Source organism: Xylanivirga thermophila (genome assembly GCF_004138105.1).
Classification (GTDB): Bacteria; Bacillota; Clostridia; order Caldicoprobacterales; family Xylanivirgaceae; genus Xylanivirga; species Xylanivirga thermophila.
In genome coordinates, this window is record NZ_RXHQ01000002.1 from 193,740 (window position 1) to 220,683 (window position 26,944).

At 35.3% G+C, this 26,944-nt stretch carries 36 protein-coding genes; 4 read left to right on the plus strand and 32 right to left on the minus strand.

Annotated features, from left to right (window positions below; genetic code table 11):
- Nucleotides 1-54: 54 nt before the first annotated feature.
- Complete coding sequence (locus EJN67_RS02075) at nucleotides 55-666, minus strand: uracil-DNA glycosylase (RefSeq protein WP_243641203.1); 612 nt, start codon at nucleotides 664-666, stop codon at nucleotides 55-57.
- Nucleotides 667-677: 11 nt separating this feature from the next.
- Entirely contained in the window at nucleotides 678-1,253 is a 576-nt protein-coding gene (locus tag EJN67_RS02080; RefSeq protein WP_129721647.1) for a uracil-DNA glycosylase, read from the minus strand.
- A 287-nt stretch (nucleotides 1,254-1,540) separates the two neighbouring features.
- Between EJN67_RS02080 and EJN67_RS02085 the strand changes: the two genes are divergently transcribed.
- Nucleotides 1,541-1,837, plus strand: coding sequence for a DUF6951 family protein (locus EJN67_RS02085; RefSeq protein WP_129721649.1), 297 nt, complete (start codon nucleotides 1,541-1,543; stop codon nucleotides 1,835-1,837).
- On the opposite strand, the gene EJN67_RS02090 is transcribed toward EJN67_RS02085, so the two are convergent.
- The 18 genes from EJN67_RS02090 to EJN67_RS02175 all read right to left on the minus strand — a co-directional run bounded on the left by EJN67_RS02090 (nucleotide 1,834) and on the right by EJN67_RS02175 (nucleotide 16,018).
- On the minus strand, nucleotides 1,834-2,769 hold the full coding sequence (locus EJN67_RS02090) for a thiamine pyrophosphate-dependent enzyme (protein WP_129721651.1): 936 nt from the start codon (nucleotides 2,767-2,769) through the stop codon (nucleotides 1,834-1,836). The two genes, EJN67_RS02085 and EJN67_RS02090, sit on opposite strands and share 4 nt — an antisense overlap.
- On the minus strand, nucleotides 2,732-3,964 hold the full coding sequence (gene porA, locus EJN67_RS02095) for a pyruvate ferredoxin oxidoreductase (RefSeq protein ID WP_129721653.1): 1,233 nt from the start codon (nucleotides 3,962-3,964) through the stop codon (nucleotides 2,732-2,734). Before porA ends, EJN67_RS02090 begins: the two co-directional genes overlap by 38 nt.
- Nucleotides 3,961-4,242 carry a 4Fe-4S binding protein gene (locus EJN67_RS02100; RefSeq protein WP_129721654.1) on the minus strand — a complete coding sequence of 94 codons (282 nt, stop codon included), beginning with the start codon at nucleotides 4,240-4,242 and terminating at the stop codon, nucleotides 3,961-3,963. The genes porA and EJN67_RS02100 overlap by 4 nt, the downstream gene beginning before the upstream one ends.
- Nucleotides 4,239-4,808 (minus strand): 2-oxoacid:acceptor oxidoreductase family protein, encoded by a 570-nt coding sequence (locus EJN67_RS02105; protein ID WP_129721656.1) that lies wholly within the window; start codon nucleotides 4,806-4,808, stop codon nucleotides 4,239-4,241. Before EJN67_RS02105 ends, EJN67_RS02100 begins: the two co-directional genes overlap by 4 nt.
- A 125-nt stretch (nucleotides 4,809-4,933) precedes the next feature.
- Nucleotides 4,934-8,452 carry a pyruvate:ferredoxin (flavodoxin) oxidoreductase gene (gene nifJ / locus EJN67_RS02110; protein WP_129721658.1) on the minus strand — a complete coding sequence of 1,173 codons (3,519 nt, stop codon included), beginning with the start codon at nucleotides 8,450-8,452 and terminating at the stop codon, nucleotides 4,934-4,936.
- Nucleotides 8,453-8,667: 215 nt separating this feature from the next.
- Nucleotides 8,668-8,943 (minus strand): pro-sigmaK processing inhibitor BofA family protein, encoded by a 276-nt coding sequence (locus EJN67_RS02115; RefSeq protein ID WP_129721660.1) that lies wholly within the window; start codon nucleotides 8,941-8,943, stop codon nucleotides 8,668-8,670.
- 90 nt (nucleotides 8,944-9,033) lie between these two features.
- Nucleotides 9,034-9,324, minus strand: coding sequence for a YaaL family protein (locus EJN67_RS02120; protein ID WP_129721662.1), 291 nt, complete (start codon nucleotides 9,322-9,324; stop codon nucleotides 9,034-9,036).
- An 87-nt stretch (nucleotides 9,325-9,411) separates the two neighbouring features.
- Complete coding sequence (locus tag EJN67_RS02125) at nucleotides 9,412-10,278, minus strand: damage-control phosphatase ARMT1 family protein (protein ID WP_129721664.1); 867 nt, start codon at nucleotides 10,276-10,278, stop codon at nucleotides 9,412-9,414.
- A gap of 18 nt (nucleotides 10,279-10,296) precedes the next feature.
- The gene (locus EJN67_RS02130) at nucleotides 10,297-10,659 is read right to left on the minus strand and encodes a DUF134 domain-containing protein (protein ID WP_129721666.1); all 363 of its coding nucleotides are present in this window, start codon (nucleotides 10,657-10,659) and stop codon (nucleotides 10,297-10,299) included.
- 145 nt (nucleotides 10,660-10,804) lie between these two features.
- Nucleotides 10,805-11,068, minus strand: coding sequence for a DUF5320 domain-containing protein (locus tag EJN67_RS02135; protein ID WP_129721668.1), 264 nt, complete (start codon nucleotides 11,066-11,068; stop codon nucleotides 10,805-10,807).
- Nucleotides 11,069-11,202: 134 nt separating this feature from the next.
- The gene (locus EJN67_RS02140; protein ID WP_129721670.1) at nucleotides 11,203-11,559 is read right to left on the minus strand and encodes a NifB/NifX family molybdenum-iron cluster-binding protein; all 357 of its coding nucleotides are present in this window, start codon (nucleotides 11,557-11,559) and stop codon (nucleotides 11,203-11,205) included.
- A 12-nt stretch (nucleotides 11,560-11,571) separates the two neighbouring features.
- Complete coding sequence (locus tag EJN67_RS02145) at nucleotides 11,572-12,420, minus strand: ATP-binding protein (protein WP_129721672.1); 849 nt, start codon at nucleotides 12,418-12,420, stop codon at nucleotides 11,572-11,574.
- Nucleotides 12,411-13,241, minus strand: a complete 831-nt coding sequence (locus EJN67_RS02150; RefSeq protein WP_129721674.1) for an ATP-binding protein — start codon at nucleotides 13,239-13,241, stop codon at nucleotides 12,411-12,413. Before EJN67_RS02150 ends, EJN67_RS02145 begins: the two co-directional genes overlap by 10 nt.
- A gap of 1 nt (nucleotide 13,242) precedes the next feature.
- Entirely contained in the window at nucleotides 13,243-13,626 is a 384-nt protein-coding gene (locus EJN67_RS02155; protein ID WP_129721676.1) for a NifB/NifX family molybdenum-iron cluster-binding protein, read from the minus strand.
- 260 nt (nucleotides 13,627-13,886) lie between these two features.
- A complete protein-coding gene (locus EJN67_RS02160; RefSeq protein WP_129721682.1) occupies nucleotides 13,887-14,117 on the minus strand; it encodes a thioredoxin family protein in 231 nt (76 codons plus the stop codon).
- 17 nt (nucleotides 14,118-14,134) lie between these two features.
- The gene (locus EJN67_RS02165; RefSeq protein WP_129721739.1) at nucleotides 14,135-15,100 is read right to left on the minus strand and encodes a permease; all 966 of its coding nucleotides are present in this window, start codon (nucleotides 15,098-15,100) and stop codon (nucleotides 14,135-14,137) included.
- 65 nt (nucleotides 15,101-15,165) lie between these two features.
- A complete protein-coding gene (locus EJN67_RS02170; protein WP_129721684.1) occupies nucleotides 15,166-15,507 on the minus strand; it encodes an ArsR/SmtB family transcription factor in 342 nt (113 codons plus the stop codon).
- 100 nt (nucleotides 15,508-15,607) lie between these two features.
- Nucleotides 15,608-16,018 carry an arsenate reductase ArsC gene (locus EJN67_RS02175; protein ID WP_129721686.1) on the minus strand — a complete coding sequence of 137 codons (411 nt, stop codon included), beginning with the start codon at nucleotides 16,016-16,018 and terminating at the stop codon, nucleotides 15,608-15,610.
- Nucleotides 16,019-16,247: 229 nt separating this feature from the next.
- Here EJN67_RS02175 and EJN67_RS02180 point away from each other — a divergent pair, with 229 nt between their 5' ends.
- The 3 genes from EJN67_RS02180 to EJN67_RS02190 all read left to right on the plus strand — a co-directional run bounded on the left by EJN67_RS02180 (nucleotide 16,248) and on the right by EJN67_RS02190 (nucleotide 19,965).
- On the plus strand, nucleotides 16,248-17,021 hold the full coding sequence (locus EJN67_RS02180; RefSeq protein ID WP_129721688.1) for an SDR family NAD(P)-dependent oxidoreductase: 774 nt from the start codon (nucleotides 16,248-16,250) through the stop codon (nucleotides 17,019-17,021).
- A 191-nt stretch (nucleotides 17,022-17,212) separates the two neighbouring features.
- A complete protein-coding gene (locus EJN67_RS02185) occupies nucleotides 17,213-19,402 on the plus strand; it encodes an alpha-galactosidase (protein WP_129721690.1) in 2,190 nt (729 codons plus the stop codon).
- A 59-nt stretch (nucleotides 19,403-19,461) separates the two neighbouring features.
- Complete coding sequence (locus tag EJN67_RS02190) at nucleotides 19,462-19,965, plus strand: GNAT family N-acetyltransferase (RefSeq protein WP_129721692.1); 504 nt, start codon at nucleotides 19,462-19,464, stop codon at nucleotides 19,963-19,965.
- Between the two features lie 165 nt (nucleotides 19,966-20,130).
- Here EJN67_RS02190 and EJN67_RS02195 read toward each other — a convergent pair whose 3' ends face one another.
- From EJN67_RS02195 to EJN67_RS02240, 12 genes are all read right to left on the minus strand, one after another.
- Nucleotides 20,131-20,358, minus strand: coding sequence for a PF20097 family protein (locus tag EJN67_RS02195; RefSeq protein WP_129721694.1), 228 nt, complete (start codon nucleotides 20,356-20,358; stop codon nucleotides 20,131-20,133).
- A gap of 530 nt (nucleotides 20,359-20,888) precedes the next feature.
- Nucleotides 20,889-21,035: a hypothetical protein gene (locus EJN67_RS13975; RefSeq protein WP_165000683.1), complete on the minus strand. Its 147-nt coding sequence runs from the start codon at nucleotides 21,033-21,035 to the stop codon at nucleotides 20,889-20,891.
- Nucleotides 21,032-21,481, minus strand: coding sequence for a hypothetical protein (locus EJN67_RS02200; RefSeq protein WP_129721696.1), 450 nt, complete (start codon nucleotides 21,479-21,481; stop codon nucleotides 21,032-21,034). Before EJN67_RS02200 ends, EJN67_RS13975 begins: the two co-directional genes overlap by 4 nt.
- A gap of 57 nt (nucleotides 21,482-21,538) precedes the next feature.
- The gene (locus tag EJN67_RS02205; RefSeq protein ID WP_129721698.1) at nucleotides 21,539-22,123 is read right to left on the minus strand and encodes a DUF6518 family protein; all 585 of its coding nucleotides are present in this window, start codon (nucleotides 22,121-22,123) and stop codon (nucleotides 21,539-21,541) included.
- Between the two features lie 142 nt (nucleotides 22,124-22,265).
- The gene (locus tag EJN67_RS02210) at nucleotides 22,266-22,610 is read right to left on the minus strand and encodes a hypothetical protein (RefSeq protein ID WP_129721700.1); all 345 of its coding nucleotides are present in this window, start codon (nucleotides 22,608-22,610) and stop codon (nucleotides 22,266-22,268) included.
- Between the two features lie 100 nt (nucleotides 22,611-22,710).
- Nucleotides 22,711-23,334, minus strand: a complete 624-nt coding sequence (locus tag EJN67_RS02215) for a DUF3885 domain-containing protein (protein WP_129721702.1) — start codon at nucleotides 23,332-23,334, stop codon at nucleotides 22,711-22,713.
- Nucleotides 23,335-23,868: 534 nt separating this feature from the next.
- Nucleotides 23,869-24,642 (minus strand): MBL fold metallo-hydrolase, encoded by a 774-nt coding sequence (locus EJN67_RS02220; RefSeq protein WP_129721704.1) that lies wholly within the window; start codon nucleotides 24,640-24,642, stop codon nucleotides 23,869-23,871.
- Nucleotides 24,643-24,804: 162 nt separating this feature from the next.
- Entirely contained in the window at nucleotides 24,805-24,909 is a 105-nt protein-coding gene (locus tag EJN67_RS14510) for a hypothetical protein (RefSeq protein WP_394347504.1), read from the minus strand.
- 12 nt (nucleotides 24,910-24,921) lie between these two features.
- The gene (locus tag EJN67_RS02225) at nucleotides 24,922-25,227 is read right to left on the minus strand and encodes a class I SAM-dependent methyltransferase (protein ID WP_129721706.1); all 306 of its coding nucleotides are present in this window, start codon (nucleotides 25,225-25,227) and stop codon (nucleotides 24,922-24,924) included.
- An 18-nt stretch (nucleotides 25,228-25,245) separates the two neighbouring features.
- Nucleotides 25,246-25,704 (minus strand): 8-oxo-dGTP diphosphatase, encoded by a 459-nt coding sequence (locus tag EJN67_RS02230; protein ID WP_129721708.1) that lies wholly within the window; start codon nucleotides 25,702-25,704, stop codon nucleotides 25,246-25,248.
- Nucleotides 25,705-25,717: 13 nt separating this feature from the next.
- Nucleotides 25,718-25,987, minus strand: coding sequence for a PF20097 family protein (locus tag EJN67_RS02235; RefSeq protein WP_129721710.1), 270 nt, complete (start codon nucleotides 25,985-25,987; stop codon nucleotides 25,718-25,720).
- Nucleotides 25,988-26,470: 483 nt separating this feature from the next.
- Nucleotides 26,471-26,671 carry a hypothetical protein gene (locus tag EJN67_RS02240; RefSeq protein WP_129721712.1) on the minus strand — a complete coding sequence of 67 codons (201 nt, stop codon included), beginning with the start codon at nucleotides 26,669-26,671 and terminating at the stop codon, nucleotides 26,471-26,473.
- Between the last annotated feature and the right edge of the window lie 273 nt (nucleotides 26,672-26,944).

Below are 26,944 nucleotides of genomic sequence, written 5' to 3' on the forward strand. Positions count from 1 at the left end.
GCCCTTTGTTTTGAATATATCTCCCAAATACTCGTGCATTTTATATCAAAAATTTTATTTCAAATAATCTTTAAGTCTATTTAAATCTTCAATATACACATCCTTAAGGGCCCTTTTATATATTATACTGGCCGGATGATACAATGGAAACAATTTAAAGGATATATCCTGCCCTGTTTTTATATCCATTGGTTTTCCATGAACATCCCCTATTGATATATTTTTATCATCCGCCAACACCCTAAGGGGGGTATTCCCTAGACTTACAACTAGTTCCGGCATTATTATCCCCAATTCTTTATAAAGCCAAGGACGACACAGCTCTATCTCCTCTTTCCTAGGAGGACGATTGGATGTACGCCCTGTCTTTGGGTTTACTTTGAAAGGCCTGAACCTTACCGTGTTGGTGATATATATATCCTCCCGATTAATACCTACTATATCAAGAAATTCGTCAAGATTTTTCCCCGCCTGCCCAACAAACGGACGCTGTTTTATAGTCTCCTGCTCACCAGGTGCCTCACCTACTAGCACCATTCTAGCATCTACATTGCCTTCTCCAAAGACCAGTATTTTTTGCTTATCTTTATAAATACCATTAAAAAACTCTATACATGCTTTTCTCAGCTCTAAAAGCCTTTGTTCCTTGTCTGGCTTATCACTCAAAATATCAACTCCTATTCCTTTGCACTTTTAATATCTATTAGTTTATCCCTTATATTTTTAAAATCTTCCCATGCTTCATATTTTTTTGCTGGATCCCTCAAAAGTGCAGCAGGGTGATAAGTAGCCATCATATAATATCCCTTTCTCTCTACCCAGTTGCCTCTAACAGCCGTTATCCTAGCATCCTTATCTATCACATAATGGAGTGCTGTAGCACCTAGACATACTATTATTTTAGGTTTTATGAGATATACCTGCCGTCTTAAATAGGGAAGGCATATTTTTGCCTCATCCTCTTTAGGTACACGGTTGTTCGGTGGCCGGCATTTTATAATATTGGCAATATATACATCCTCCCGCCTAACATCTATAGCCTCTAACATCTTATCTAATAGCTTTCCTGCCGCTCCCACAAAGGGGCGTCCCATAAGATCCTCATTACGCCCCGGTCCTTCACCTATAAACATGAGCCTTGCCTGCCTGTTCCCTTCGCCTAATACTGTATTAGTCCTACTCCTTGCTAAATTGCATCTATTGCAATGGACAACTGCTTCCTCGAGCTGATTCCATAAAGCTTCCCTGTCCATAATTCTTCGCCACACTTTCCCTATTTATGCATTATTATAATACTTTTACGCACATAAAATCAATGCTACAACCGCTTGCAAAGAAATACCAATACAGATTTATTGCTCCTCCAGCTAAATTACTGACCATAAATCTGAGGATTTATGCAATAATTATATTGATATAATTCATTTATTTAAAAATCGTCACACTTTTTATACTAAAATATCTTGTTTTTCTCAATATAATAGTATTTTGTGAATATAATATATTGATTGATGTTAAAGGTGATAAGGAGATATCCGAAATGTGCAGATATAATTACCCATGTCCTAGATGCCATTGTAATATAGAAATAAAATTGCAACAAAGTAATATAAATAATTCAATCGTTGAAATCTCATCAACCTGTCCGTATCTATCGAGATCAATTACAAAAACATTAGAAATAGATCCAATTCTAGAAATGATATCAACAAAACAATCTTCCGTATTATACAATACCTTAGTACAAAGTCATGCTACTCAAGAAGGATGTGCTATATATTCCAGTATAGTCGATGCATTAGGGCAAGAACTGGGGCGCTACTGCGAAATAGCCTAAGCCATTTCGCATAGCGTAAGCAGTTTTTCCCAGCGCCTATCTACCTCTTGCTGGACCTCATCCAGCAGGTGTTCATTTTGCGGAGCAAACAAATGACTAAATCGTCCCTGCAATTTTAAATATTCCCTTACAGGTATCCTATTCTTTGGTTTATAATTGAGTTTAAATTTTCCTTCATATACCTCATATAGAGGCCACACACATGATTCAATAGCTAATTCTATCAGTTCCATAAGTCTTGGGGTGTCATATCTCCAACCCCTGGGACATGGAGAAAACACATTTAAAAAAGTAGATCCCTTTGTATATATGGCCTTTCCAGCCTTTTCATATAGATCCTTCATGTTTTTAAATGGGGCAGTCTGAGCCACATACGGCAAGTTATGGGCTGCCATTATCATAGTAATATCCTTCTTGAACTGCACCTTGCCGCTGCTCTTACTACCTGCCGGAGATGTAGTTGTATTTGCATATCTCGGTGTGGAGGAGGATCTTTGTATGCCTGTATTCATATATGCCTCATTGTCATAGCATACATATACCATGTCATGACCCCGTTCCATTGCACCGGATAGGGATTGCAAGCCTATATCATATGTGCCTCCATCTCCGCCGAATGCTATAAACTTCGTAGTACCTTCTATCTCACCTTTATCCATAAGGGCATTGTAGGCCGCTTCTACTCCAGATAGGGTAGCAGCAGCATTTTCAAATGCCGTATGTATAAATGAATCTTTCCATGATGTATATGGATACAAGCATGTGGATACCTCTAGACATCCTGTAGCTGAAGCTATTACTGCATGATCTGCCGGCTTTACTGCCCTTAATACTGTGCGCACTACTATAGGTGCACCACAGCCAGCGCACATCCTATGCCCACCTGCCAGCCTGTCAGGCCTCTGGGATAATGTCTTCAGACTGTATGCCATAATCTATACCTCCTCCATTTTTCGCACCTAGATAGTTAAACATCTTTTCTACCTTGCCCGTTTTCCCGATCTCTAAAAGCTCCTTATACACATTTTCTATATCCTCCTGCTTTACATCACGTCCGCCTAATCCGTATATATATCCCGTTACCGGAACATTTGGGGCATATGATAGCATAGCACTCCTTACCTCTGTAAATATCGGGCCCCCGGCCGCTGAAAAGGCCTCTGCCTTATCCAATACCGCCACTGCCTTTAGATGGGATAGTGCCTTTCCAATCTCTTCAAATGGAAATGGTCTAAATACCCTAAGCTTTATGAGCCCTGCTCTTATACCCTCCCGCCTTAACCTATTCACTGCAGCTTTGGCTGTCCCAGCCGTAGAATTTAATACTACTATACCTATTTCCGCATCATCCATGCGGTATTCTTCAAGCAATCCATATTGCCTTCCTGATAACCTATAAAACTCATCGGCAATTTGTAGTATTACCCCCTTTGCATTTCTCATGCCATTACCTTGCTCTACCTTATGCTCAAAATAGTGGTTGGGCAAATCCAATGGTCCTAGTGATACCGGATGTGCTCTATCCAAGAGGGCATATTCCGGTTTGTACGTGCCTATAAAACTTTTAACACTCCCATCATCCAAGAGTTCTATATTTTCTATGGCATGACTGGTTATAAAGCCATCATAGCAAACCATAACGGGCAATAATACATCCTTATGCTCACCTATTCTTATGGCTTGAATAAGGTTGTCATAGACTTCCTGGTTGTTCTCACAATATAGCTGTATCCAACCACTATCCCTTGCCCCCATGCTATCGCTGTGGTCATTATGTATATTTATAGGTGCCGATAGAGCTCTATTTACCAGGGGCATAACTATGGGCAATCTAAAGGATGCTGCAATATAAAGCATCTCCCACATAAATGCCATCCCATTTGCAGATGTGGCTGTCATTGCCCTAACCCCGGCCGCCTGTGCACCTATACAGGCACTCATTGCACTATGCTCCGATTCTACAGCTACAAACCTAGTATCCACATCGCCATTGGCTATAAATTGTGAAAAATATTGAGGTACCTCCGTTGAAGGGGTAATTGGAAACGCTGCCACCACATCGGGATTTATCTGCTTCATGGCTACTGCCGCTGCTTCATTACCACTCAATTTATCACGAATATTCATGAATCTTCCTCCTCTATAACCTGCTCTACAAAATCTATGGCATCAAATGGACATACCTTTACACATATGCCACAACCTTTGCAGAAATCATAGTCGTAATCAAGCCTCTTACCATTCTTTACTGGTATAGCCATATCAGGGCATACTGGCCAACATAACATGCACTGGGTGCACTTCTTTTCTATCCATATGGGCTTCATGGTACGCCAATCTCCAGTGGGAAATTCCCGAGAATTGGCGGGAGATATTATCGCTGCCCCTTTAGTCATCCTCTTCATATGGCCCTCACCTCCTGCATACCCCTCTTAAGTGCCCGCATATTGCCTTCTATAACCTGGGGTTTTGAAGCAAACTTATGCCTGAATGATTTTTCCATGGCATCTATAAATAACTTATCGTCCATTATATGGGAAGCTACAACCAGTGCACCCAACATAGGTACATTAGGAAAATATCGTCCCAATTCATCCATGGAGATGTTACGTGCATCCACAATATATATACTACCTTTATATGACTTTAAATATTTTCTAATATCTTGGGACATATTAGCAGTATTTATAACTATAGCCCCTCCCTCCTTAAGCCCTTTGGTAACATCTATATCGCTTAGCAGCGTTTCGTCTACTACTACCACATAATCTGGATAATAGATATTAGAATGGACTAGTATCCTCTCATCGCTTATCCTGTTATAGGCAGTAATAGGTGCCCCCATGCGTTCAGGCCCATACTCGGGAAAGCCTTGTATAAACTTACCCGTTTCAAAGGCTGATTCAGCCAAAAGAAGGGAGGCTGTTTTAGCACCTTGACCGCCCCTGCCATGCCATCTTATCTCAACCATTCTTCATTCCCACCTTCCTAGAAACAATGTATATACGACAGTATTCCCTAGGAAGGATATATAAATGCAAAAGGACATCATCTCTTTCAAGATGATGTCCTTTTTATGAAATACAACGTTAACACTTAGCAACCTTCTGCAAGTTTCTTATATCTCTCATATCTCTCTTTTGCATCTGCTTCCGCTTTTGCAAACAACTCTTCTGCATGCTCAGGGAATGTCTTCAGCAATGATGTATATCTAACCTCACTGCCTATAAAATCCCTAAATGATGCTGTTGGCTCTTTTGAGTCCAGGGTAAATGGATTCTTACCCTCATCTTTAAGCTCTGGGTTGTATCTATATAGATGCCAGTAGCCTGACTCAACTGCACGCTTCTCCTGGTTCTGAGATCTTCCCATGCCACCCTTTATACCATGGTTGATACAAGGAGCATAAGCTATTATGAGGGAAGGTCCCTTATAGGATTCAGCTTCAATCATAGCCTTCATGAGCTGATTCTTGTCTGCACCCATAGCCACCTGAGCTACATACACATATCCATAGCTCATAGCCATCATACCAAGATCCTTTTTACGTACTTTCTTACCAGAAGCAGCAAATTTAGCAACTGCAGCGGCGGGAGTAGCCTTTGATGATTGACCACCGGTGTTTGAATAAACCTCGGTATCAAAAACCAATACGTTAACATCCTCACCAGATGCCAATACATGATCCAAGCCACCATATCCTATATCATAAGCCCAACCATCGCCACCTAGTATCCACTGGGATCTCTTTATGAGATAATCGCTACGGTCAGCTATTTCTTTTACTTCAGCAATGTTCAATACATCACCATTTAACAATGGGATTATCTTTGCAGCTGCAGCCTTTGAAGCCTCAGCATCTTCCTTACCAGCAATCCATTCCTCAAATGCCTCTTTAAGCTCTACAGGAATATCCTTTTCCATTGCTGCTTTCATATTATTCTCTAGTTTTTCTCTCAATTGCTTAACACCCATATACATACCTAAGCCATACTCAGCATTGTCTTCAAACAATGAGTTAGCCCATGCAGGTCCTTTGCCTTCTGCATTAGTTGTATAAGGTATAGATGGAGCACTGCCACCCCAAATGGATGAACAACCAGTAGCATTAGCAACCATCATGCGATCTCCAAATAATTGTGTTATAAGTTTTGCATAAGGAGTCTCACCACAACCAGCGCATGCACCTGAGAACTCAAGTAGCGGCTGTGCAAACTGACTACCCTTTATAGTTTTCTTGGTCATCAAATTATCTTTTACAGATACAGTCATTGCAAAATCCCAATTAGGTATCTGTGCATCCATCTGACTCTCAAGGGGCTTCATAACCAAAGCCTTATTCTTGGAAGGACATATATCTGCGCAGTTACCGCATCCTGTACAATCCAATGTGGACACCTGCATACGATATGTGAGTCCCTCAAGACCTTTACCCATAGCCTTTTTAGTCTCAAATGTTTCAGGTGCATTCTTCTTTTCTTCCTCATTTAGCAAGAATGGCCTTATTGCTGCATGGGGACATACAAATGCACACTGATTACATTGTATACAATTTTCTATCTGCCATTCTGGTACGTTTATAGCTATACCACGTTTCTCATATTGTGTAGTACCTGCTGGGAAGGTACCATCCTCCGCTCCTACGAATGCACTTACCGGCAGATTATCACCTTTTTGGCTATTCATAGGTCTTTGAATGTTCTTCACGAAATCAGGAACATTTTCTTCATTTTCTTCCTGATCTACGGCATTTGCCCAAGCATCAGGTACATCAACCTTGACTAAGGCCTCAAGACCTTTGTCTACTGCTTCGTAGTTCATATTTACTACTTTATCGCCTTTTCTGCCATAGGTTTTCTTAATGGCCTCTTTTATATATTTAACTGCATCATCTATCGGAATAACATTTGCAAGTTTGAAGAATGCAGCCTGCATAATCATGTTAATTCTTCCGCCCAAACCAATTTCCTGAGCAATTTTAATTGCATTTATTGTATAGAAATTGATATTGTGCTCCTTTATATATTTCTTTATATGAGCAGGTAATTTTTCATCTAACTCTTCTGTAGTCCATATGCAGTTGAGTAAGAAAGTACCTCCATCTTTAAGCCCTTCCAATACATCATATTGATGTACATAAGCCTGATTATGACAAGCTATAAAGTCTGCCTTATCTATAAGATAAGTGGAAGTAATCGGCTTTTTACCAAATCTTAAGTGAGACATGGTAACACCACCGGACTTCTTAGAGTCATATGCAAAATACCCTTGTGCATACATATCGGTGTTATCACCAATTATCTTAATAGCATTTTTATTTGCACCTACTGTACCATCAGAGCCAAGGCCCCAGAATTTACAGCTTATTGTACCCTCAGGTACGGTTGATATATTTTCACTAATGGGCAGTGATGTAAAAGTAACATCATCTACTATTCCAATAGTAAAATGATTTTTAGGCTCGTTCATCTTCAAATTATCAAATACTGCCTTGATCTGTGAAGGTGTTGTATCCTTAGAACCCAAACCATAGCGTCCACCTACAATAGCAGGAGCATCAGCCTTACCATAGAACAATGCACATACATCCTGATACAAAGGCTCACCTAAAGCACCAGGCTCTTTAGTTCTATCAAGTACTGCTATTCTTTTTACAGTAGCTGGCAATACATCAAAGAAATATTTAGGCGAAAATGGTCTATATAGATGTACTTTAATAACACCTACCTTCTCACCCTTAGCATTTAGGTAATCCACTACCTCTTCAATGGTATCTGTTACAGAACCCATTGCAACTATTATATTCTCTGCATCTTCTGCACCATAGTAGTTAAATGGACGATATTCGCGACCAGTTAATTTGCTTATATCCTTCATATAATCTGCAACGATATCAGGTACTGCCTCATAAAATTTATTGCTTGCTTCTTTTGCCTGGAAGAATACATCCGGATTTTGTGCTGTACCTCTCGTAACAGGATGCTCTGGATTTAAAGCTCTATCTCTAAATTCCTTTACTGCATCATAATCTACCAATTTAGCCAAATCTTCATATTCTAATACTTCAACCTTTTGTATTTCATGAGATGTTCTAAAGCCATCAAAGAAATGCATAAAAGGTACTCTGGACTTAATAGCAGCCAGATGAGCTATACTACCTAAATCCATTACTTCCTGAACACTGCCGGAAGCTAACATTGCAAAACCTGTTTGTCTGCAAGCCATAACATCAGAATGATCTCCAAATATTGACAATGCATGCCCTGCCAATGCACGAGCTGTTACATGGAAAACTCCCGGAAGCAGTTCACCTGCTATCTTGTACATATTAGGAATCATAAGAAGTAAACCTTGGGATGCAGTAAACGTAGTTGTAAGAGCGCCAGCTGCCAAGGAACCGTGAACCGCACCAGATGCACCAGCTTCTGACTGCATCTCTGTAACCTTTACCGTCTGACCAAAAATATTTTTTCTCCCATGAGCACTCCATTCATCTGTGCTCTCGGCCATGGGAGAAGATGGCGTAATAGGGTAAATTGCAGCAACCTCTGTAAACGCATAGGCAACGTGGGCTGCGGCAGTGTTACCATCCATAGTCTTCATGTGCTTTGCCATAACCTCATACCCCTCTTTACTAAATAATTTATAGTTTAATTTTAATTGGTCCCATATATTGCTTTATATATAAGCCAGTTTAAAAGGCTAGTATATATTATTACTATCGTAAATATTATAACAAACGCTATTTTTACTGTCAAGTAAATGCAAAAATGCAGGTTTTTCACCAATTTACTGCATAAATAATAGGAAGACTGATTTTCAGCTTCCTATTATATTAAAATGAATTGTAAAAGTAATATGAGTATAATGCCAGGTATACCCAAAAAGCCTACAATAATAGCTGTAACAGGATTTATAGCTATAACAACACCTATATGCTTACCTACCATGTTCAAAATCCATAATACTATACCGCCTAGTATCCCATTAAATATAAATTTCCAAATCACTTTAAAAGGAACAAGTAGCAGCCATCCTATTACATAAAGAAGAAGCAAGCCCAATCCATAAGCTACAATGACATTAACCGGTATATTAAGCCCCATCCCCATCACATCCCATACCATATTACGGAATATATATCCCTATATTTAAAATATGGGCAAGCTCATCTTTTTATGACAACCACTTAATTTTTATTGTATTAATATGAATTTATCCTCCAAATCGGCCTTTTTGGCTTGCTTAATAAGATACATATATCTCCGTCTAGTAGCCTCTATTCTATATATTGCATAATCTATAAGATCAGGATCAGTAGCATTTTCAAAAAAATTCTGAGCTGCTATCCATTCCTCCCTGGCCTGTTTAATCTCATCTAAAAAATCCAATGTTTCATCATCATATTCTTCCCGACCTGCATCTTTAATATCTAGCTTAAAACCATCCTTTATATTGTTTAAAATCGATGCAATGCTTTTTTGCATGTTATTACCTCCAAACATAGATTTATCCATATTATTCCCATATATCTAATGGATAAACCCGTATTGGAGTAAAAATATTCTATTTATTCAATGAACTTCATGCACAAATACGCCTTTATATTTTGGTATGGAAAATTTCTTGGTGAAAGTACTACATTTACATAGGAATAAATAGTAGACGTTCTCCCCACAACCCCATAGAGTTTCAAAATTTCCCTGCCCCTTTGCAATTATTAGATCACTACTATCTATAATGCCCTTGGTTTTGTCATTTATTTTGCTTAAGTCTGTACCAGGTATATCAGTCCCATTTTCTACTATATCGCCATAAATATCTATTCCTACCTCCTGGGCATCTTTTTTAGTCACATCATTTAATACTGGCTTACCCCTAACTACTATATTTATCTCTACGTTTTTATTCATTTCCTTGATAGACTTTACAAATAATTTATCAAATACAATTTCTCCTGCATTATCAACCAAATAGCATAGCTGTTTAGCATTTAGTATCTCTTCTTTAAATTTTGCATATAAATTAGTATCTATTTCCTGAGTTGAGGCAGCCTCTATAATTTCATCTAACAAGTCATCATCCACTTCATCCATAGCACCAAAGTCTATAAAATTACCTGCAATAGCATATCTAAGGGCCGAAAGTAATTTGTCATCAGAATTATTGATATTATCCATTATATCCTGTTGTAAAAGTATCATCCTTTTATTATATAACTGCTTTTCCTCCAGATATAAGTCTTCTATATTAGTCCATTTTTTTAATATTTGCATAACCCTAGCATTTAAAAATGGGGCTGTTGCATTATCATATGAACTTACTTCTTTTAATATCTCCTTTGCAAATTCAATACGCCCCTTTTCATCATCTATAAATTCACAAAAGAGCTTATCCGCCTTATTTACAATACAATATATACATTCTGCAGAAGCCTCCATATAATCCCCTTCCTACTTCTATATATTTCTACCCCTTCTGTAACGATTCCTTATACATTTCTCACATGCATTTCCACTCTCCAAATCACTACAAACCCTATAATCTCCACCCTCAATCTTAAGCACCTTGCCATTTACAATGCTATCTGCAATTTTTCTTCTTGCTTTCTCATATAGCCTTTGAACAGTAGACCGTCCAATTCCCATTATTTCACTGCATTGTTCCTGATTTAAACCTTCATGGTCGATTAGTCTTATTGTTTCGAATTCCTCTACAGTCATCTGTATAGCGCCTGTTATATCATTATCCTCTATACAAGGACCAAAGGTATTTACTTTAGGCATATTACAAACTCTTTTCCATTTCCTAGGCCTAGGCATTTGATCATTCCACCTTTATTACAATATACTATCCATATGATATTGCAATCCAATAATCTTTTCAATTGTTTTATAATCATTCACCATCAAAATGGGATAAAGAGCATATAACTCCTTATCCCGTTTTGATGATCAATATCCATGCTTACAGTTCTTCAAGTTGAGATTTGATATTTTTTAATTCCTCTTCAAGAATATTTTTTTGCTCAACTAGCAATGCCTGCCTATTTTCTTTGTCCAAATTATATGTGTTAAAAAATCTGCCGCCTCCATTTCCACATACTCTCCTACATCCTAAACTAGGCCTTTTTAGTTGATTTAAGCGATTATAAGCTTCACAACCATATCCAAATCTTCTTCCAGACATGGGGCCTAATCCCATTGGTCCTGTACCATCCATAGCTGGCATATGATCTACCTCCTTAAAAGATTATGGGTATATACCCGATATTTTTATAGTATACCCATTTTGGGCATATGTCAATAACTTTACTAATAAAAAACATCTCCAATAAAAATATCTTATGGAGATGTTTTTTAAAATTATTCGTTGCAATGTCCTTCATGTTCATGTTCTGTACATACACTGCCAGTAGACTTAAGCTCACCTTTTATATATTTACTAGCCGCATCATCACTAAAACCTTGTACTCCTACAACAACTTCTATCTCCCTCTCTGCAAACAATTGCTGCGCCGTTGCCCCCATGCCACCGGCAATTATTACATTCGCCCCCTGTTCTTTTAAAAATACAGGAAGAAAACCTGGTCTATGACCTGGATTTTCTACAAATTCCTTGTTTTTTATCTTGTCTTCTTCTACTTCATATATTGTAAATCCCTCACAATGTCCAAAATGCCCACTTACATATTTTCCTTCACTTGCAACTGCTATTTTCATTCTTTATTCCTCCTAAAACATTATTTTTTTTATGTTTTGCCACATATCTTCAATGGCTTTACCTGCTGTACTTCCTTCATAATATATTACTGGTTTTAATTCATTTATGGATTTCATAACAATATCATCATAGGGTATTTTTCCTACCAATTCTATCTGTTTTTGGCCTATAAATTCTTCTATTTCTTTGCCCATCTCTTCATTTATATCGTACTTATTTATACATACCATACTTAGCAGACCAAAATGATCACATAATTCTATTATTCTCTCAAGATCCTTTAATCCTGATCTAGTAGGTTCTGTTACAATCAATACCCCATCCGTACCAGTAATAGATGAAATTACAGGACAACCTATACCTGGAGATCCATCTATTATTTGAATTTGCCCATCTTTTACAAACTTTTCTGCGTTATTTCTAAGTAAAGTTATAAGTTTCCCTGAGCCGTCACTTCCGATCTCCATCTCTGCCCTTGAAATTATACTATCATCTAGCTGTGTAATAAAAGCTTCCGCTGCCTTATCATCTTCCAATTCTATAGCATCTTTGGGACATACAAGGAGACATGTCCCGCATCCCTCACAAGAAAAATCATCTATTTTAAAGTGATCTATGGCCCCAAATCTGCAAACCCTTTCACATGCACCACATTCTATACATTTTTCTTGATCTATATATGCCTTTTTACCGCCATAAAAATTATCCTTTTTTATATCCCGTCCCCTGTAAAACATATGAAAGTTTGATGCATCCACATCACAATCTACCCTTACAACCTCTGACGCAAGTTCGGATAGTGCAGCAGCAATAGTAGTCTTACCCGTTCCACCCTTTCCGCTTACAACTACTAATTCCACTTTAATACCCCCCTTGCCTGTTCTGATAGAGCGTCAAATATTTGCCTATATTTTGGATTATAATAAAGGACATCACCTTTAGAATAGAGCCTTGCTATATCCTTACTATATGGGACGGTCCCTATTATATCAATCTTATTCCTATTACAATATTGTTTCACCATGTTGTCCTGCCCATCATCTCTATTTATCACTATCCCAAATGGTATATTAAACTTTTTAACCAGTTCCAACGCCATTTTGAGATCATGAAATCCAAACTCTGTAGGTTCTGTTACCAATATTGCCCCCTGTACTTCCTTTATAGAACTCACTACATTGCATGATGTCCCAGGAGGACAGTCTATTATATTTAGTCCATCTGGAAGAGTCTTTATAATCTGCCTTATCACAGGTACAGCCATCGGCTCACCTATATTCAATATTCCTCTGATGCACTTTATGTCATAAGCATATCCCACCTCAATAATGCCTATTTCCCTTTTATTATATTTAAGTGCTCCTGCTTCACAGACTATTTCACAGGCTCCGCAACCATGGCATATTTTTTGGAACAGCATTATATCATTATTTACCTTTGCAAGGGCATTAAATTGACATATATCGGCACACCTACCGCAGTATGTACATTTATCCATGTCTATAACTGGATAATCTACCATAACCTGCTCCCTATCGGTTATCTGTGGATTTAAAAACAGGAATCCATTTGGCTCTTCTACATCACAGTCTATATAGTTTGCATTTAAAGCTAATGCTAGATTTGTAGAAATCGTAGTCTTACCCGTTCCACCTTTTCCACTCAATACCGCTATATTCAAATTATCTGCCTCCTCCAAAGCCATTATCTGCACCATGATGGGCAGGGCCTGCCTCCTTTAACTCCAAGAGTCCTCCATTATTATATTGAGCTAGAGCTTCATCTATTGAAACACTTTTACATTTATATGCCTTTATATTCGCCTTGTCTATTAATCCGAATGCATTAGGCCCTAAGTTGCCTGTAATTATTACATCCACCTTTCTATCGATCAACTGCTGCGCCGCAGCTATACCTGCACCACCTTCAGCTACCTGACCATTATTTTTCACAACATTAATTTTCTCGTTTTCAGTATCATAGATTTGAAAATACTCACATCGTCCAAACCTAACATCAAGTAGACTATCCTTTGTTTTACCCTTTGACGAAATAGCAATCTTCATATGTTTGCCTCCTCTGATTTTATACTCATTTTATTATTGGCATTTGCTAATTAAATATTACACCTGTTTTTAGTTCTTGTCAATTGCCAATAACAAAAAGCACCAATTGAGGTGCTTCTATTCATCCTATAGCCTACTTCCTTATGCTATATTAATATATGTTCTATTTTTACATGTTTTTAATTCAATATATTTATCTTTTATAAGAAAAGCAGGGATTTTACCCTGCATTCACAAATCTTTTAAACTTTATATAACATTTATATTAAGTATTTTTTTAATTCCCCTATCGAAGGGACTTTTCCCATCAATTTAATCTGTTCATCTACTACTAAAGCGGGAGTTCTCATTACTCCATATGAAGCTATATCCTTAAAATCCGTCACTTTCTCTACACGAGCATCAATTCCCATTTCCTCTATAGCTTTTCTCACATTAGCCTCTAGTTTTTTACAATTCATACAACCTGATCCTAAAATCTTAATAACCATCAAAGAATCCTCCTAACCTATATAAAAATATACGAAAATGCATTAAACACATATCCAACTATTATTATACCAATTGTTACAATTGATATAAATATGGACAATAACTTTGGCTTTATTACTTTACTTAACATAACCATTGAAGGAAGTGACAAAGTAGTTACTCCCATCATAAAAGACAATACGGTTCCTATACCTACTCCTTTTGCAACTAGAGCCTCTGCAATTGGTATAGTACCAAATATATCAGCATAGATCGGTATTCCAATAACTGTAGCCAATAGAACTGAAAATGGATTATTATCTCCTATCACTTTTTCAATAATTGATTGGGGGATCCAATTGTGTATAGCAGCTCCTATACCCACTCCAATTAATATATACAGCCATACTCTATGAACAATATCTGTTACCTGGCATTTTGCAAAGGATATGCGTTCTTTGTAAGTCATCTCCTCTACTTCAACATCTATGGCTTTTGTTCCCCATACATAATCTTCTATATATTCTTCCATTTTCAACTTATCAATAATGGTTCCTCCTATAATAGCTAAAACTAAGCCTACAAATACATAGGCTGACGCAATCTTTACACCAAAGAATGAAATTAATAGCAGAAATGATGCCATATCTACCATAGGTGAAGATATTAAAAACGAGAATGTAACCCCTAACGGAAGCCCTGCTGATGTAAAACCTATAAAAATAGGTATGCTTGAGCAACTACAAAAAGGTGTTATAGTCCCTAGCAATGCCCCTAATATATTCCCTTTTACACCCTTAATCCCACCTAAAACCTTTTTGGTCCTCTCTGGGGGAAAATAGCTTTGGATATAGGATATAATAAAAATAAGCATGGACAATAATATAAAAATTTTAATAGTATCATATATAAAAAAATGTATGCTCCCGCCTAATTGCCCTTCTATTGACAATCCAAATCCTTTTTCAACCAATATTCGTACCAGCTCCCAAAACCATTTCATTTTTAATAATTGATCATTTAACCAATTAAAAACTAATTTTGTTGCTCCCACATAACTCACCTATCCTAACATTTGCATGCTTCAAGAAATTTGTCTGCATTCTTAAGTCTTTGCATGTCTTCTTTCAAAATTGGATAATTTTCAATATTATTAATTACAGTTTTTAGTACATCTTTAAAAACCAATTCCTCCACATTCAAAGAATAAAATATAAATTGTTCTTGCCTCTCATCCTTTACAAATCCCTTATCCCTAAGCTTTGCAAGATGTTTTGACACATTAGGTTGGGATATACCAGTAATACCACATATTTCACAAACACACAGCCTTTGATGATAAAGTAAAACCATTATCCTCAGCCGTGTTTCATCTGAAATCATTTTAAAAAACTGTGTTAGCTCATCCATCTATGTTTGCCTCCCTTAAAAAACAGTTAAACTATTTTTCTCATATGTCTATATGCGCATATATACATATTATGCCTACAACTCTCATTTGTCAATTCTTTTATATCAACATTCTATTGTTTTTAATACGTTCTGCTAAGTCTTTGACTTTTTGTTCAATTTTAAGAGCTATTTTCCTAAACTCCTCATCCCCCTTACCAATGGGATCTTCCAAACCCCAATCTTCTTCATACTTACAAGGCAAATAAGGACAATTAACATTGCATCCCATCTTTATTACTATATCCACTTCTGGTATATCTGTGATAAGTTTAGAATATTGTTTTTTATTCATGTCTACGCCATATATTTCTTTTATAATCTTCACAGCATCCTGATTTATCTGTGGCTTTATCTCTGTACCTGCCGAATAAGAATCAAAAACATCCAAAGCGAATAATTTCCCTATTGCCTCTGCCATTTGAGATCGGCATGAATTGTGTACACAAATAAATGCTACTTTAGGTTTCATCTTATCCTCCTTGATTTTTTAATATATCAACTACTTTTCATGGTGATAGATATTTTTCTACCAATATAAACAAAACCATTATATATAATTCCTATAATTTTTCAATATATAAACAAAATTCTACTATTATCGTTAGAAAATTGACAATCGTTCATTAAAATGTTATTATGGTTTTAGTATCAATTATTATGCCGAAATATTAATTATAATGGAAAAGGAGAGTAATAGCATGGATCTATTTGATTTAACAGGGAAAGTCGCCGTTATTACTGGAGCATCCAGCGGTTTAGGAGCTGATGCAGCTAGAGCATACGCTGCACAAGGAGCCGATGTAGCACTTTTAGCAAGGAGAAAAGAAAAACTCGACAATATCGTAAAGGAAATTGAATCCACAGGAAGAAAGGCCATTGCAGTACAATGTGATGTTTCAAACGAAGAAAATGTGAAACAGGCAGTTGAAAAAGTACTATCCCACTATGGCAAAATTGATATTTTGCTAAACAACGCAGGTGTTGCATTTGCAGGTTCCGTTGAAAACATGACAGTGGAGCAATGGGATACTGCAATGAACGTTAACGTAAAAGGCGTATTCTTGATGTCTAAATATATAGTTCCACATATGAAAGAACATAAATATGGCAAAATTGTAAACGTTGCTTCTGTAAATGCTATTATAGCAGACAAGCCTGAACCACTTGTTCGTCACGCATATAATGCATCAAAAAGTGCAGTAGTTGGCTTGACCATCGGAATGGCCACTTCCTTAGCGCAGTATGGTATTACCGTAAATGCTGTAGGTCCAGGTCTTTTTAAATCTGAAATGACTGAAGATACCTTATTCAAGGAAGAGAGCTTCCTTAAGATGTATAATGCACTTTGCCCCGCTTCAAGACCTGGAAATAAAGGTGAGCTTAATGGTCCAATATTATTCCTATCCTCAGATGCATCAAGCTATACTACAGGACAGTTCATTACTGTTGATGGTGGCATGACACGAGTTTAATTTTTCTTTATAGTTTTAAATGCAAGCCAGTTTTCTATTCTAGAAAACTGGCTTGCATTTTTTTATCACAACATTGATATTTTTATAACATATAGCTATTCTCCATTTATTCTTTTAGATATAGATTGCATATTTACATGAATGTTTGTTAATATATACTCATCCATATCTTAGGAAGGGAATGATTAGTTATGGGAATAACGTACAATGAAGCTGACAGGGTTTTTCATTTACAGGCGGGAGATACAAGCTATGCTATGCAGATCTACAAGGATGGATATCTTGCACACCTATACTGGGGTAAAAAGGTAAACAAAATTAATCCAGAAGAGCTTATTATAAAAAGAGAACGGCCATCATTTTCGGCAAATCCGGATATAAATGATAAGACATTTTCATTAGATACACTTCCACAAGAATATCCTGCTTATGGAAATACAGATTTTCGTAGCCCTGCATATCAAATTCAACTAGAAAATGGGGCAACTATAACGGATTTAAGATATGAGTCCCACAAAATTTTTAAAGGTAAGGCAAAACTTCAAGGATTGCCAGCTACCTATGTAGAGAACGATGATGAAGCAGAAACTTTGGAAATAGCATTAGTTGATGAGTTAATTGGACTTAAAGCAGTCCTTTCATATACAGTATTTAAAAATTTTAATGCCATAACGAGAAATGTACGCTTTATTAATGATGGAAAACAAAATTTAAAATTGCTCCGTGGTTTAAGTATGAGTGTGGATTTTATACGGAACGATTTTGATTTTATGCATCTATTTGGTTCCTGGGCAAGGGAAAGACATATTGTAAGGGAAACCTTAAGACCTGGAATTCAATACATAGATAGTAAAAGAGGTGCAAGCAGTCATGAACATAATCCTTTTATTGCCCTTTTAAGCCGGGATTGCACTGAGGAAAATGGAGAAGCTTATGGATTTAGTCTGGTCTATAGCGGGAATTTCTTAGCTCAAGCAGAAGTTAATATGTACAAAACTACCAGAATATCTATGGGAATAAACCCTTTTGATTTTTCGTGGTTGCTTGAACCAGGCGAAACCTTTCAAACTCCTGAGGTGGTAATGGTATACTCTGATAGGGGTATAGGCAAAATGTCAAGGACATATCACAAGCTCTATCGTACAAGACTCTGCAGAGGCAAATTCAGGGATAGTATAAGACCTATTCTTGTTAATAATTGGGAAGCAACTTATTTCGATTTTAATGCTGATAAGATAGAAAATATAGCTAAAGTAGCAAAAGAACTTGGCATAGAACTCTTTGTCCTCGACGATGGCTGGTTTGGACATAGAAATGATGATACATCCTCATTAGGAGACTGGATTGCCGATAAAAATAAATTACCCGATGGATTAGATAATTTAGCAAATCGGATCCATGATTTAGGATTACAGTTTGGTTTATGGTTTGAGCCAGAAATGGTATCACCAGATAGTGATTTGTATAGAGCCCATCCCGATTGGTGCCTACATGTACCCAATAGATCCCGTTCAACGGCTAGGACACAATTAGTGCTAGATCTATCGAGGGAAGATGTTTGTGAATACATTATAGATGCAGTATCAGATATTTTAAGAACAGTTAAAGTAGATTACGTAAAATGGGATATGAATAGAAACATGACAGAAATAGGCTCAGCATTATTGCCAGCAACAAGACAAAGAGAAACAGCACATAGATACATGCTTGGACTTTATAAGGTTATGGATACCATAACAAACTCTTTCCCGAATATATTGTTCGAAGGTTGTTCAGGTGGTGGCGGGCGTTTTGACCCCGGTATGTTATATTATATGCCACAAATCTGGACTAGTGATGATACAGATGCTGTTGAAAGATTAAAAATACAATATGGTACAAGTATCGTTTATCCAGCCAGTACAATGGGGGCACATGTTTCTGCTATACCGAATCATCAAGTTCATAGGAATACCTCCCTTAAAATGAGAGGTGATGTAGCCATGTCCGGAAATTTTGGTTACGAACTAGACCTTACAAAACTTACTGAAAATGAAAAGGAAGACGTGAAAAAACAAATTTCCCAATACAAAAGTTTAAGAAAAATTATTCAGTTTGGGGATATGTATAGGATATTAAGCCCATTTGGAGGAAATGAAACTGCCTGGATTTATGTATCAGAGAATAAGGAAGAAGCATTTGCAGCATATTTTAGAGTTTTAGATCAGCCTAATGCACCTATAAGAAGGTTAAAATTAAAAGGATTAGATCCTAATAGGTATTATGTAATTGATGGAAAAAGTGGTGTGTATGGCGGAGATGAGTTGATGTATATTGGAATAGCCATACCACAGTTAAATGGAGATTTTAAGAGCGTAGTATGGAGAATAAAGGCAAAATAAACTTAATTACAGGGCATATTTAAGTAATTATGCCCTGTAAAAGCAAGGGGGTTATAAGATTGAATTTTCGAAAAGCAGTTGAGCCAGATATTAGTAGTATAATGAACATTATTAAACAAGCCCAAGATTATTTTAAAAAACAGGGAATTGATCAGTGGCAGAACAATTATCCTAATTTAGAAACTATACTTAATGATATTAAAAACAAAAATGGATATGTTTTGTTAGATGATGATACCATAATAGGCACTGTATCCGTTTCTTTTGATGGAGAAAAAACCTATAGACATATTTATAATGGCAAATGGATTACCAACGGTAATTATGCTGTTGTCCACAGACTAGCAGTTGACCAAGAATTTAAAAGACGTGGGCTAGCAACTATAATTATGAAAAAAACAGAAGAGATTTGCTTAAATAGGGATATACATAGTATTAGAATAGATACCCATGAAGAAAATCTAGCTATGCAGAAACTATTGAATAAGAATAAATTCGAGTATTGCGGGATAATTTATTTAGAAGGCGGGAGCAAAAGAATAGCTTTTGAAAAAATTCTGTAGCAAGGCATCTCCACAGTTGAACCTGTAAATAATTTTGTGTAATTGATGGCATAAAAAAAACATAATGACGGAAAATATTCCACCTACTGCATTAAAAAGTCTGTCATAGCATCACCTCATCAATAAATAATCCTGGCTTCGCATATTAGCGCCAATATATACTATCTATTCCTCTTTTATATAACCAAGATTAGCATAATCTATGATAATCTTTTTACATTGTTTGCAAATATAAGAATCTATCCTCACAGAACTAACCGCTTTTTCTCCTAGTAAGACTTCGCCTCTTTTAGGATGATAGGATACTTTATGTGGCTGTTTTGCCCATAAAAGATACCTTCCCCCTTCTAATATGCCTATTTCCATTTCACCATTACAATAGGGACATTGCATTTGTTATACCTCCATTTACACCATGTTTCTCTCTTCTGGCCGTAATTTCTAGCCCAAATTCCCTGTTCATTTCTCTGGTTTTTCTTATCATGATTATCATCTTTTACTTATCTATTATTATTGCTTCAATCGCTTTTGTATTTTTAATATTATCTCTCTTAATTTCAAATAGGCATATCCGGGTTGCCATATCATACGTGCCTTCCCCCGAGTATATGCGTTCCATAAAAAGTCTTAACTTATCTCCGTTGAATTCGGCTCCTTTTACCTTAAGCCTTGTTGACCCACTTCCTTCATTCTTAACATAGGCATAAATTACATTATCCTTGAAAAAACTTCATCATAGTCCTTTTGCAATATATCTTCGTTTTTCCACCGTTCAAGATGAAATTTGAAAAACTTTTTCCAACCAGATAAACTATCAATTAGTATTGGTGTATAATAATTATAAGTTTCACTCCATTGTGCACAATATTCTTGCCCTACTATTTCTAATTCAACAGAAATTTGTTCTAGTTTTTCGTGAATTACTATAGTTCACATTGTGACAGGTTATCCATATTAACCCATACATCTCCACCAATCGAGTGAACATTCTCCACCCATAAATTTAGCATTATTATAAATAAGCATTCCATCTCATTATCCTCCGATTTTACTGCTATATTTACTTTCATAAGGGCTTTTCTTCCAATAGCCACGGCAGCGTAACTTCAAATTCCAATTGAAGTACTGGTTTTGGAAAAATCTCTGGTACAAGGTCTAACTCATCAGTAAATATAAACTTCACATTGCCAATTCCTATAATATTCAAGTCATCCCACTTCCTAATTCTAGCACTAGGTCTTTTAACGATTTCACCTACTAAATGATAAAACCCCATATATAGATGTTTGTTTGTATCAGTCTCAAACTCCATAAACTCCCCTTCTTTTTGAGGATCAATCCCTAGCATTGTATAAAAGTCCAATACTTCTTTTGAGAATGTTCTGCAATTCTTTATATAATTCCTGCAATAAGCGCAATTACAACCTTCTCCAACTGTTATGCTATCATAATATTCTTTCGTTTTTTCAACATCTATTTTAAGTACCCAATCTTGTAAACAAATGGTCTTCATCATAACATTTTATTCCTTTCAGACTTCTTTAGCCTTACTAATTCTCTACATCCCATACTTCTATAGCCCACCAATTATATAGGACAACAAATCAAATTTACTGAGAAATACCGATGTTAATGCTGTGAATATCAATACTTTAAAATATTGATATTTGTTTTTCGGCAAAATGCAAAAAAGTATAATAGCAGCAATCAAATCAAATCCTGAAACTGGAGAAAACGTATAAAAAAAGTTATACCCTTCTGAAACCAGTAGCCCAATAGGAAGGGCAGCACATAATGCTGCAATCCATCCATTCCCTCTGCTAAACCATACAATATAGGCAACCAGCGGAGATAATAAGGCAATTAATCCCCAGCGAATGAAATAATATGTAGGAAAGAAGTTAAATAATTTCATAGAATATATATAGTAAGCCAGTAGCATTCCTAAGAAAAAAGTAAAAACATTAATTGCCCCTGCTTTGGGTGTTCTGCTCCATGCAGCAATAATAGTAGCAATAAAGACCCACATTCCTATTCTGGAACTTATGTTGCTAATTATGTTAATTAAACTGCCAATTATACCATTAGAAGATATAGTATCAATATATTTTGCAAGAAATCCAGAAAGGATTCCTAAAACAAAAAATAATAGAAACATTTTTTATTCGATTCTCCCCCCTCCAATTTTTATAAAATTTAATTTTTCTCACTTCATATAAAACTACTAATATGAAATATAAGAAGTAACATAACCTCTTATTCTACTTAATATCTATAGGTACAGACCTCTTTGGACTTTCTTAATACCCATCTAGATAATCAGATAACCTTTCCTCTATACTGCAACCATCTAGTGAATACCATATTACTTTTTCAATAATATCACGCATACTTTTACCACTAAATACCTTCGCATCTATAAAATCTTCTAATCTAGTATAATCATATGCTTGTGAACCATCTGGAACCAACCCGTACCAGTATACTGCTTTTCTAGGATTATCTCTATCTGGCATTTTCCCCAGCCAGCAATCATAATAAACTATATCATTATCAATGCAAAAATTCATTTCAATACAGGAATTATTCTTTGCTACATCTGCACTTAAAACCTTTATTAAATCCTGTAATTTGATTTTAATCAACATTTCCACCCCTAACATTTCCCTATTTAAATGGTAGTTTATTCTGTATTATATAAAGATTACAACACAAATATAAGTAAAAAAATACTTATTCGATAATCTAATCAAGAAATATTTTATTAATTCGTTCACGGTCATAATCAAGTATCCATATATTAAATTTTTGATAGAGTGGCATTAATGTATTCTTATCATAGGCGACAATATCAAGCCCCCTATCATCATACAGGTGCAACATAACATGATTTTCAATATCAAATAGGTATACCGATGAAACAAATTCCTGAACTCCACCTAAATCACCAAGTATAATTTCCTGAAATATTTTTTCCATTGGTATTTTTGACTTTTGTAAATCCCAATAAAATTCAGTTGTCTTAGTTTTATTATCATCAACCTTTATATCTCGTGAATATTCTTCTTGTGGCGGGATTGATGCTATTTTTTCTTGAAATACAATTTGAAAATTATGCTTTTCTTCATCATTTTGTGGATATACTCCCCACACCAATATACTAGGGCACTTTATCCCATTATTATATATCTTCATGGCACGATTCAGTGCATTATCAACATACTCCTTTAATGGAACACCATCATTGTCATATACATCACCCACTCCAATTTCAAAACGAATACCTGTATGACAGTGGTAGAATATAGGGTGTTCAAAACCGTTTAACCCAAATATTTTTAATTCTTTCTGAATTTGTTCTTTAAGCAAATCTTATGCCTCCCAAAGAATAATAGTCTATTTTAAGTTGGCTACATTCTACTAAAACCTTTTCTTTGTCGTTACAATGCACCAAATATAATATATATCTTCCCATATAATATGGATAATCTTCATTGTGCCTTATATTACCAATAGATACTGCATGTCTTTATTTTACAACATATAGCCTAAAAAAGCACCTGCTTCTTTATTCCTTGCTACTTTTTAACCAATTCTAAAGTCTTTTATTAATTAGTTTCAATTCTTTTTGAGGCTTGACACCATGCCACTCTTTATCACTGTCAACCTGCTATTATTCGGTTTTCGAAGAACAAAAAAATTGATAACTTAAAGATATTTAGAATCCTTAAACACACTTCTTCTGCGGTCTAAAGACTCTAAAGATTCCTAAATTACCAGTTCATTGCTTATATTATAGCAAGTTGATATTGCTATTTTTTTCTTACTAACACAAGTAACATCATTGACCTACGTAATTCAGCCAACATCACGGAAACATTACATAATGTTTAACAAAAGGCTTTATATCTGTATATTGAAATTTTCAAATTCAAAAATTCCACCACCATGAAATAGCAAGTTATTTTTGTCTATATATTCAAAAGCATCTTTTACTTTTTCTATAGTATTGATTGGAATATTTAAATCATTATGTGCTGGCAATATCTTTTGAATATTACTTAAATGGCTAATCCTATCTACAGATTGCTTAAATTGTAAAGGATTAGTGCTTGGATAAAATGCATAGAGCGTTCCAAAATAGATTAAATCTCCTGTATATAGATAGCCTCTATCCTCATCTAAAAGACATATATGTCCTGGTGAGTGTCCTGGAGTATGCAACACCTTTATTTTTCTTGAACCTATATCTATAATGTCATTGTCAACTAATAATTTTGTCGGATTGCCAGTATAAACATTATATTTATTAATATCAAATTCTTTAGGTGGTATTTTACCAAATGGCTCTTTAATTACATTATTTTTTATCATATTAATTGATATAGGAATACCACTTTTTAGCCATTCAGCATCATCTATATGTACAGAAATATCACTGAATAAACTATGTCCCCCAATATGGTCCCAATGCACGTGTGTAGTTACAACTTTTACGGGCAAGTCAGTTAATAAATCTACCTCTTTCTTGATATTGCTTATTCCTAAACCTGTATCTATTAAAAGTGCATAAGTTTTACCTATCAAAAGGTAAGAGTGCATTTTTTCCCAGTGTCCATATTCACTAATGGCATACGTATTATTATCAATTTTTTCAATTGTAAACCAATCGCTCATTCCCAATCCCCCTTTATAGTCAGTATTATGCAATATACTGCCAATACGTAATATATAAATTATATGGAGTAACTCGACTAACTTTTTATTCTGTCAGTCCATTACTGTTTAATCTTAAACCCCTTTTAATGCCTCCAAACATTTGCCGTCTTTTTGCTTCAACTATTGCAATTTTTTCATGATAACAATTACGGTATGAGAAATACAAGAATCTACTGAATTATCTTCTAGCGGTAGTTTGAGTGCATCGCCCTCATAATAACATATATTATTTAAACCTTAAATTGCAGCCTTTTCTTTTGCATAATTTATGAAATTTGGATCTCTATCTATCACAATAATTTGTAATTTTGGGCCAAGCCATTTTGATAGTTTTCTGGTAATAGCCCCTGATCCAAAACCTACGTCAACCACCTTCATTCCTTCTTTAAGCTCAAGTAAATTTAGTTCTTCATTATATTTTATAATCATCTCCCCCAATAAGTTATCATCAACTGAAATACAATTATATTTTTGAGGTTCATAATCACTATACCACTTATTTTCTTCAAAGAAATCTATTATTCCAAAATCATGCTTAGCCAAATAATCGTCTCCTATAAATTAATACAATCTAATTAACCAATCATCCCCTGATTTGTTGCGTTCATACATAAATTCGCTATAACAATCTGAATCAAAAACCTTTAATAAATCCATAAAATCATTCACTAACGTACAATCATTTAATGAATTCCTATCAATCCATTTCATTTCTCCTTCATCAGAAGAAATTAGAGTACCTTCAAATTTATCTGTCTTAAACAATAATACAATATATCGTTCATCTTCATCCGTTTGAAATTGCTTTACTCCACATAATTTAGGCTCTCTTATAATTAATCCTGTTTCTTCATATATCTCACGAATAACTGCTTGAACAAATGATTCTTCTTTTTCTACATGTCCTCCTGGAAAAGTAAGTCCACGCCAATCTTTTTTAACTCTGTCTTGAAGTAATATTTTATTATCATCATAAACCATACATAAAACTGTCACTATCGCTTTTTCACATTTACTCATTTTTATCTCCTTATTAAAGTAAATTAAATTCTAAAGTAAACAATGATTTACCAATGCACACTATCTCTTCTTTTACACCATTAAGATTAGCATAATCTATGATAATCTTTTTACACTGCTTACAAATATAAGAATTCACTACGACAAACATTACCGCTTTTTCTCCTAGCAATACCTCACCTGCTTTAGGATGGTAAGATACTTTATATGGTTGTTTCACCCATAAAAGATACCTTCCTCCTTCTAAAATGCCTACTTCCATTTCACCATTACAATAGGACATTTCATAGATTTCATCTCCATTCGAGTTTCTTTGTAATTAAATATGACATGTTGCATTTAATTACATCATTACTTATTAATATTTATAGGTGTAGACCTCTTTGGAGCTTTTGTATACCCATTAAGATAATCAGGTAACCTTTCCTCTATACTACAACTATCTAGGGAATACCATGTTACTTTTTCAATAATATCACGCATACTTTTAACATTAAAGACCTTCGCATCTATAAAATCTTCTATTTCAGTATATTTATATGCTTATGAACCATCTAGAACCAGCCCATACCAATATACTGCTTTTCTAGAGTTATCTCTATCTGGCATTTTCCCCAGCCAGCAATCATCATACACTATATCATTATCAATGCAAAAAATTCATTTCAATACGGAAATTATACTTTACTAAATCTGCATCTAAAACCTTTATCAAATTCTGTAATTTGATTTTAGACAATATTTCCATCCCTCAATACTTTCCTTTTTAAGGCTTGAACCAATCGCCGATCCTAAAAAACATACCCATACCTATGTTTTTAAAAAACAAACAACTTACTATCATTCCAAAACATATACCTAGGCACATTCCTACTGCCAAATAATTACCTTCTTCGTTCTCTTCAGAATTGCCGTTGTTTTCATCCTCAATCTCTATATTTTTATTTTCCTTATCCTTTTCATCCATGATTTCAATTTCCTCATCTTTCTATTTTATATATAATCTTTACTGCACAACATACTACAAAAGCGACCTTAAATATGTATCCTATTACCATTGCTTTTGGGAGATTTGTCAAGGACATAAACTAAATTTCTGTGATATTTTTCATTTCTAAATTGCAATATTAAATGCAACACTTTTTGAGAAAATCATACTTATCCATTTACTTCCTCTTGTCAAGGGGAGGGTGGAGATTTTCGAGTGTATACGAGAAAATACTACCCAACCTTGACAACG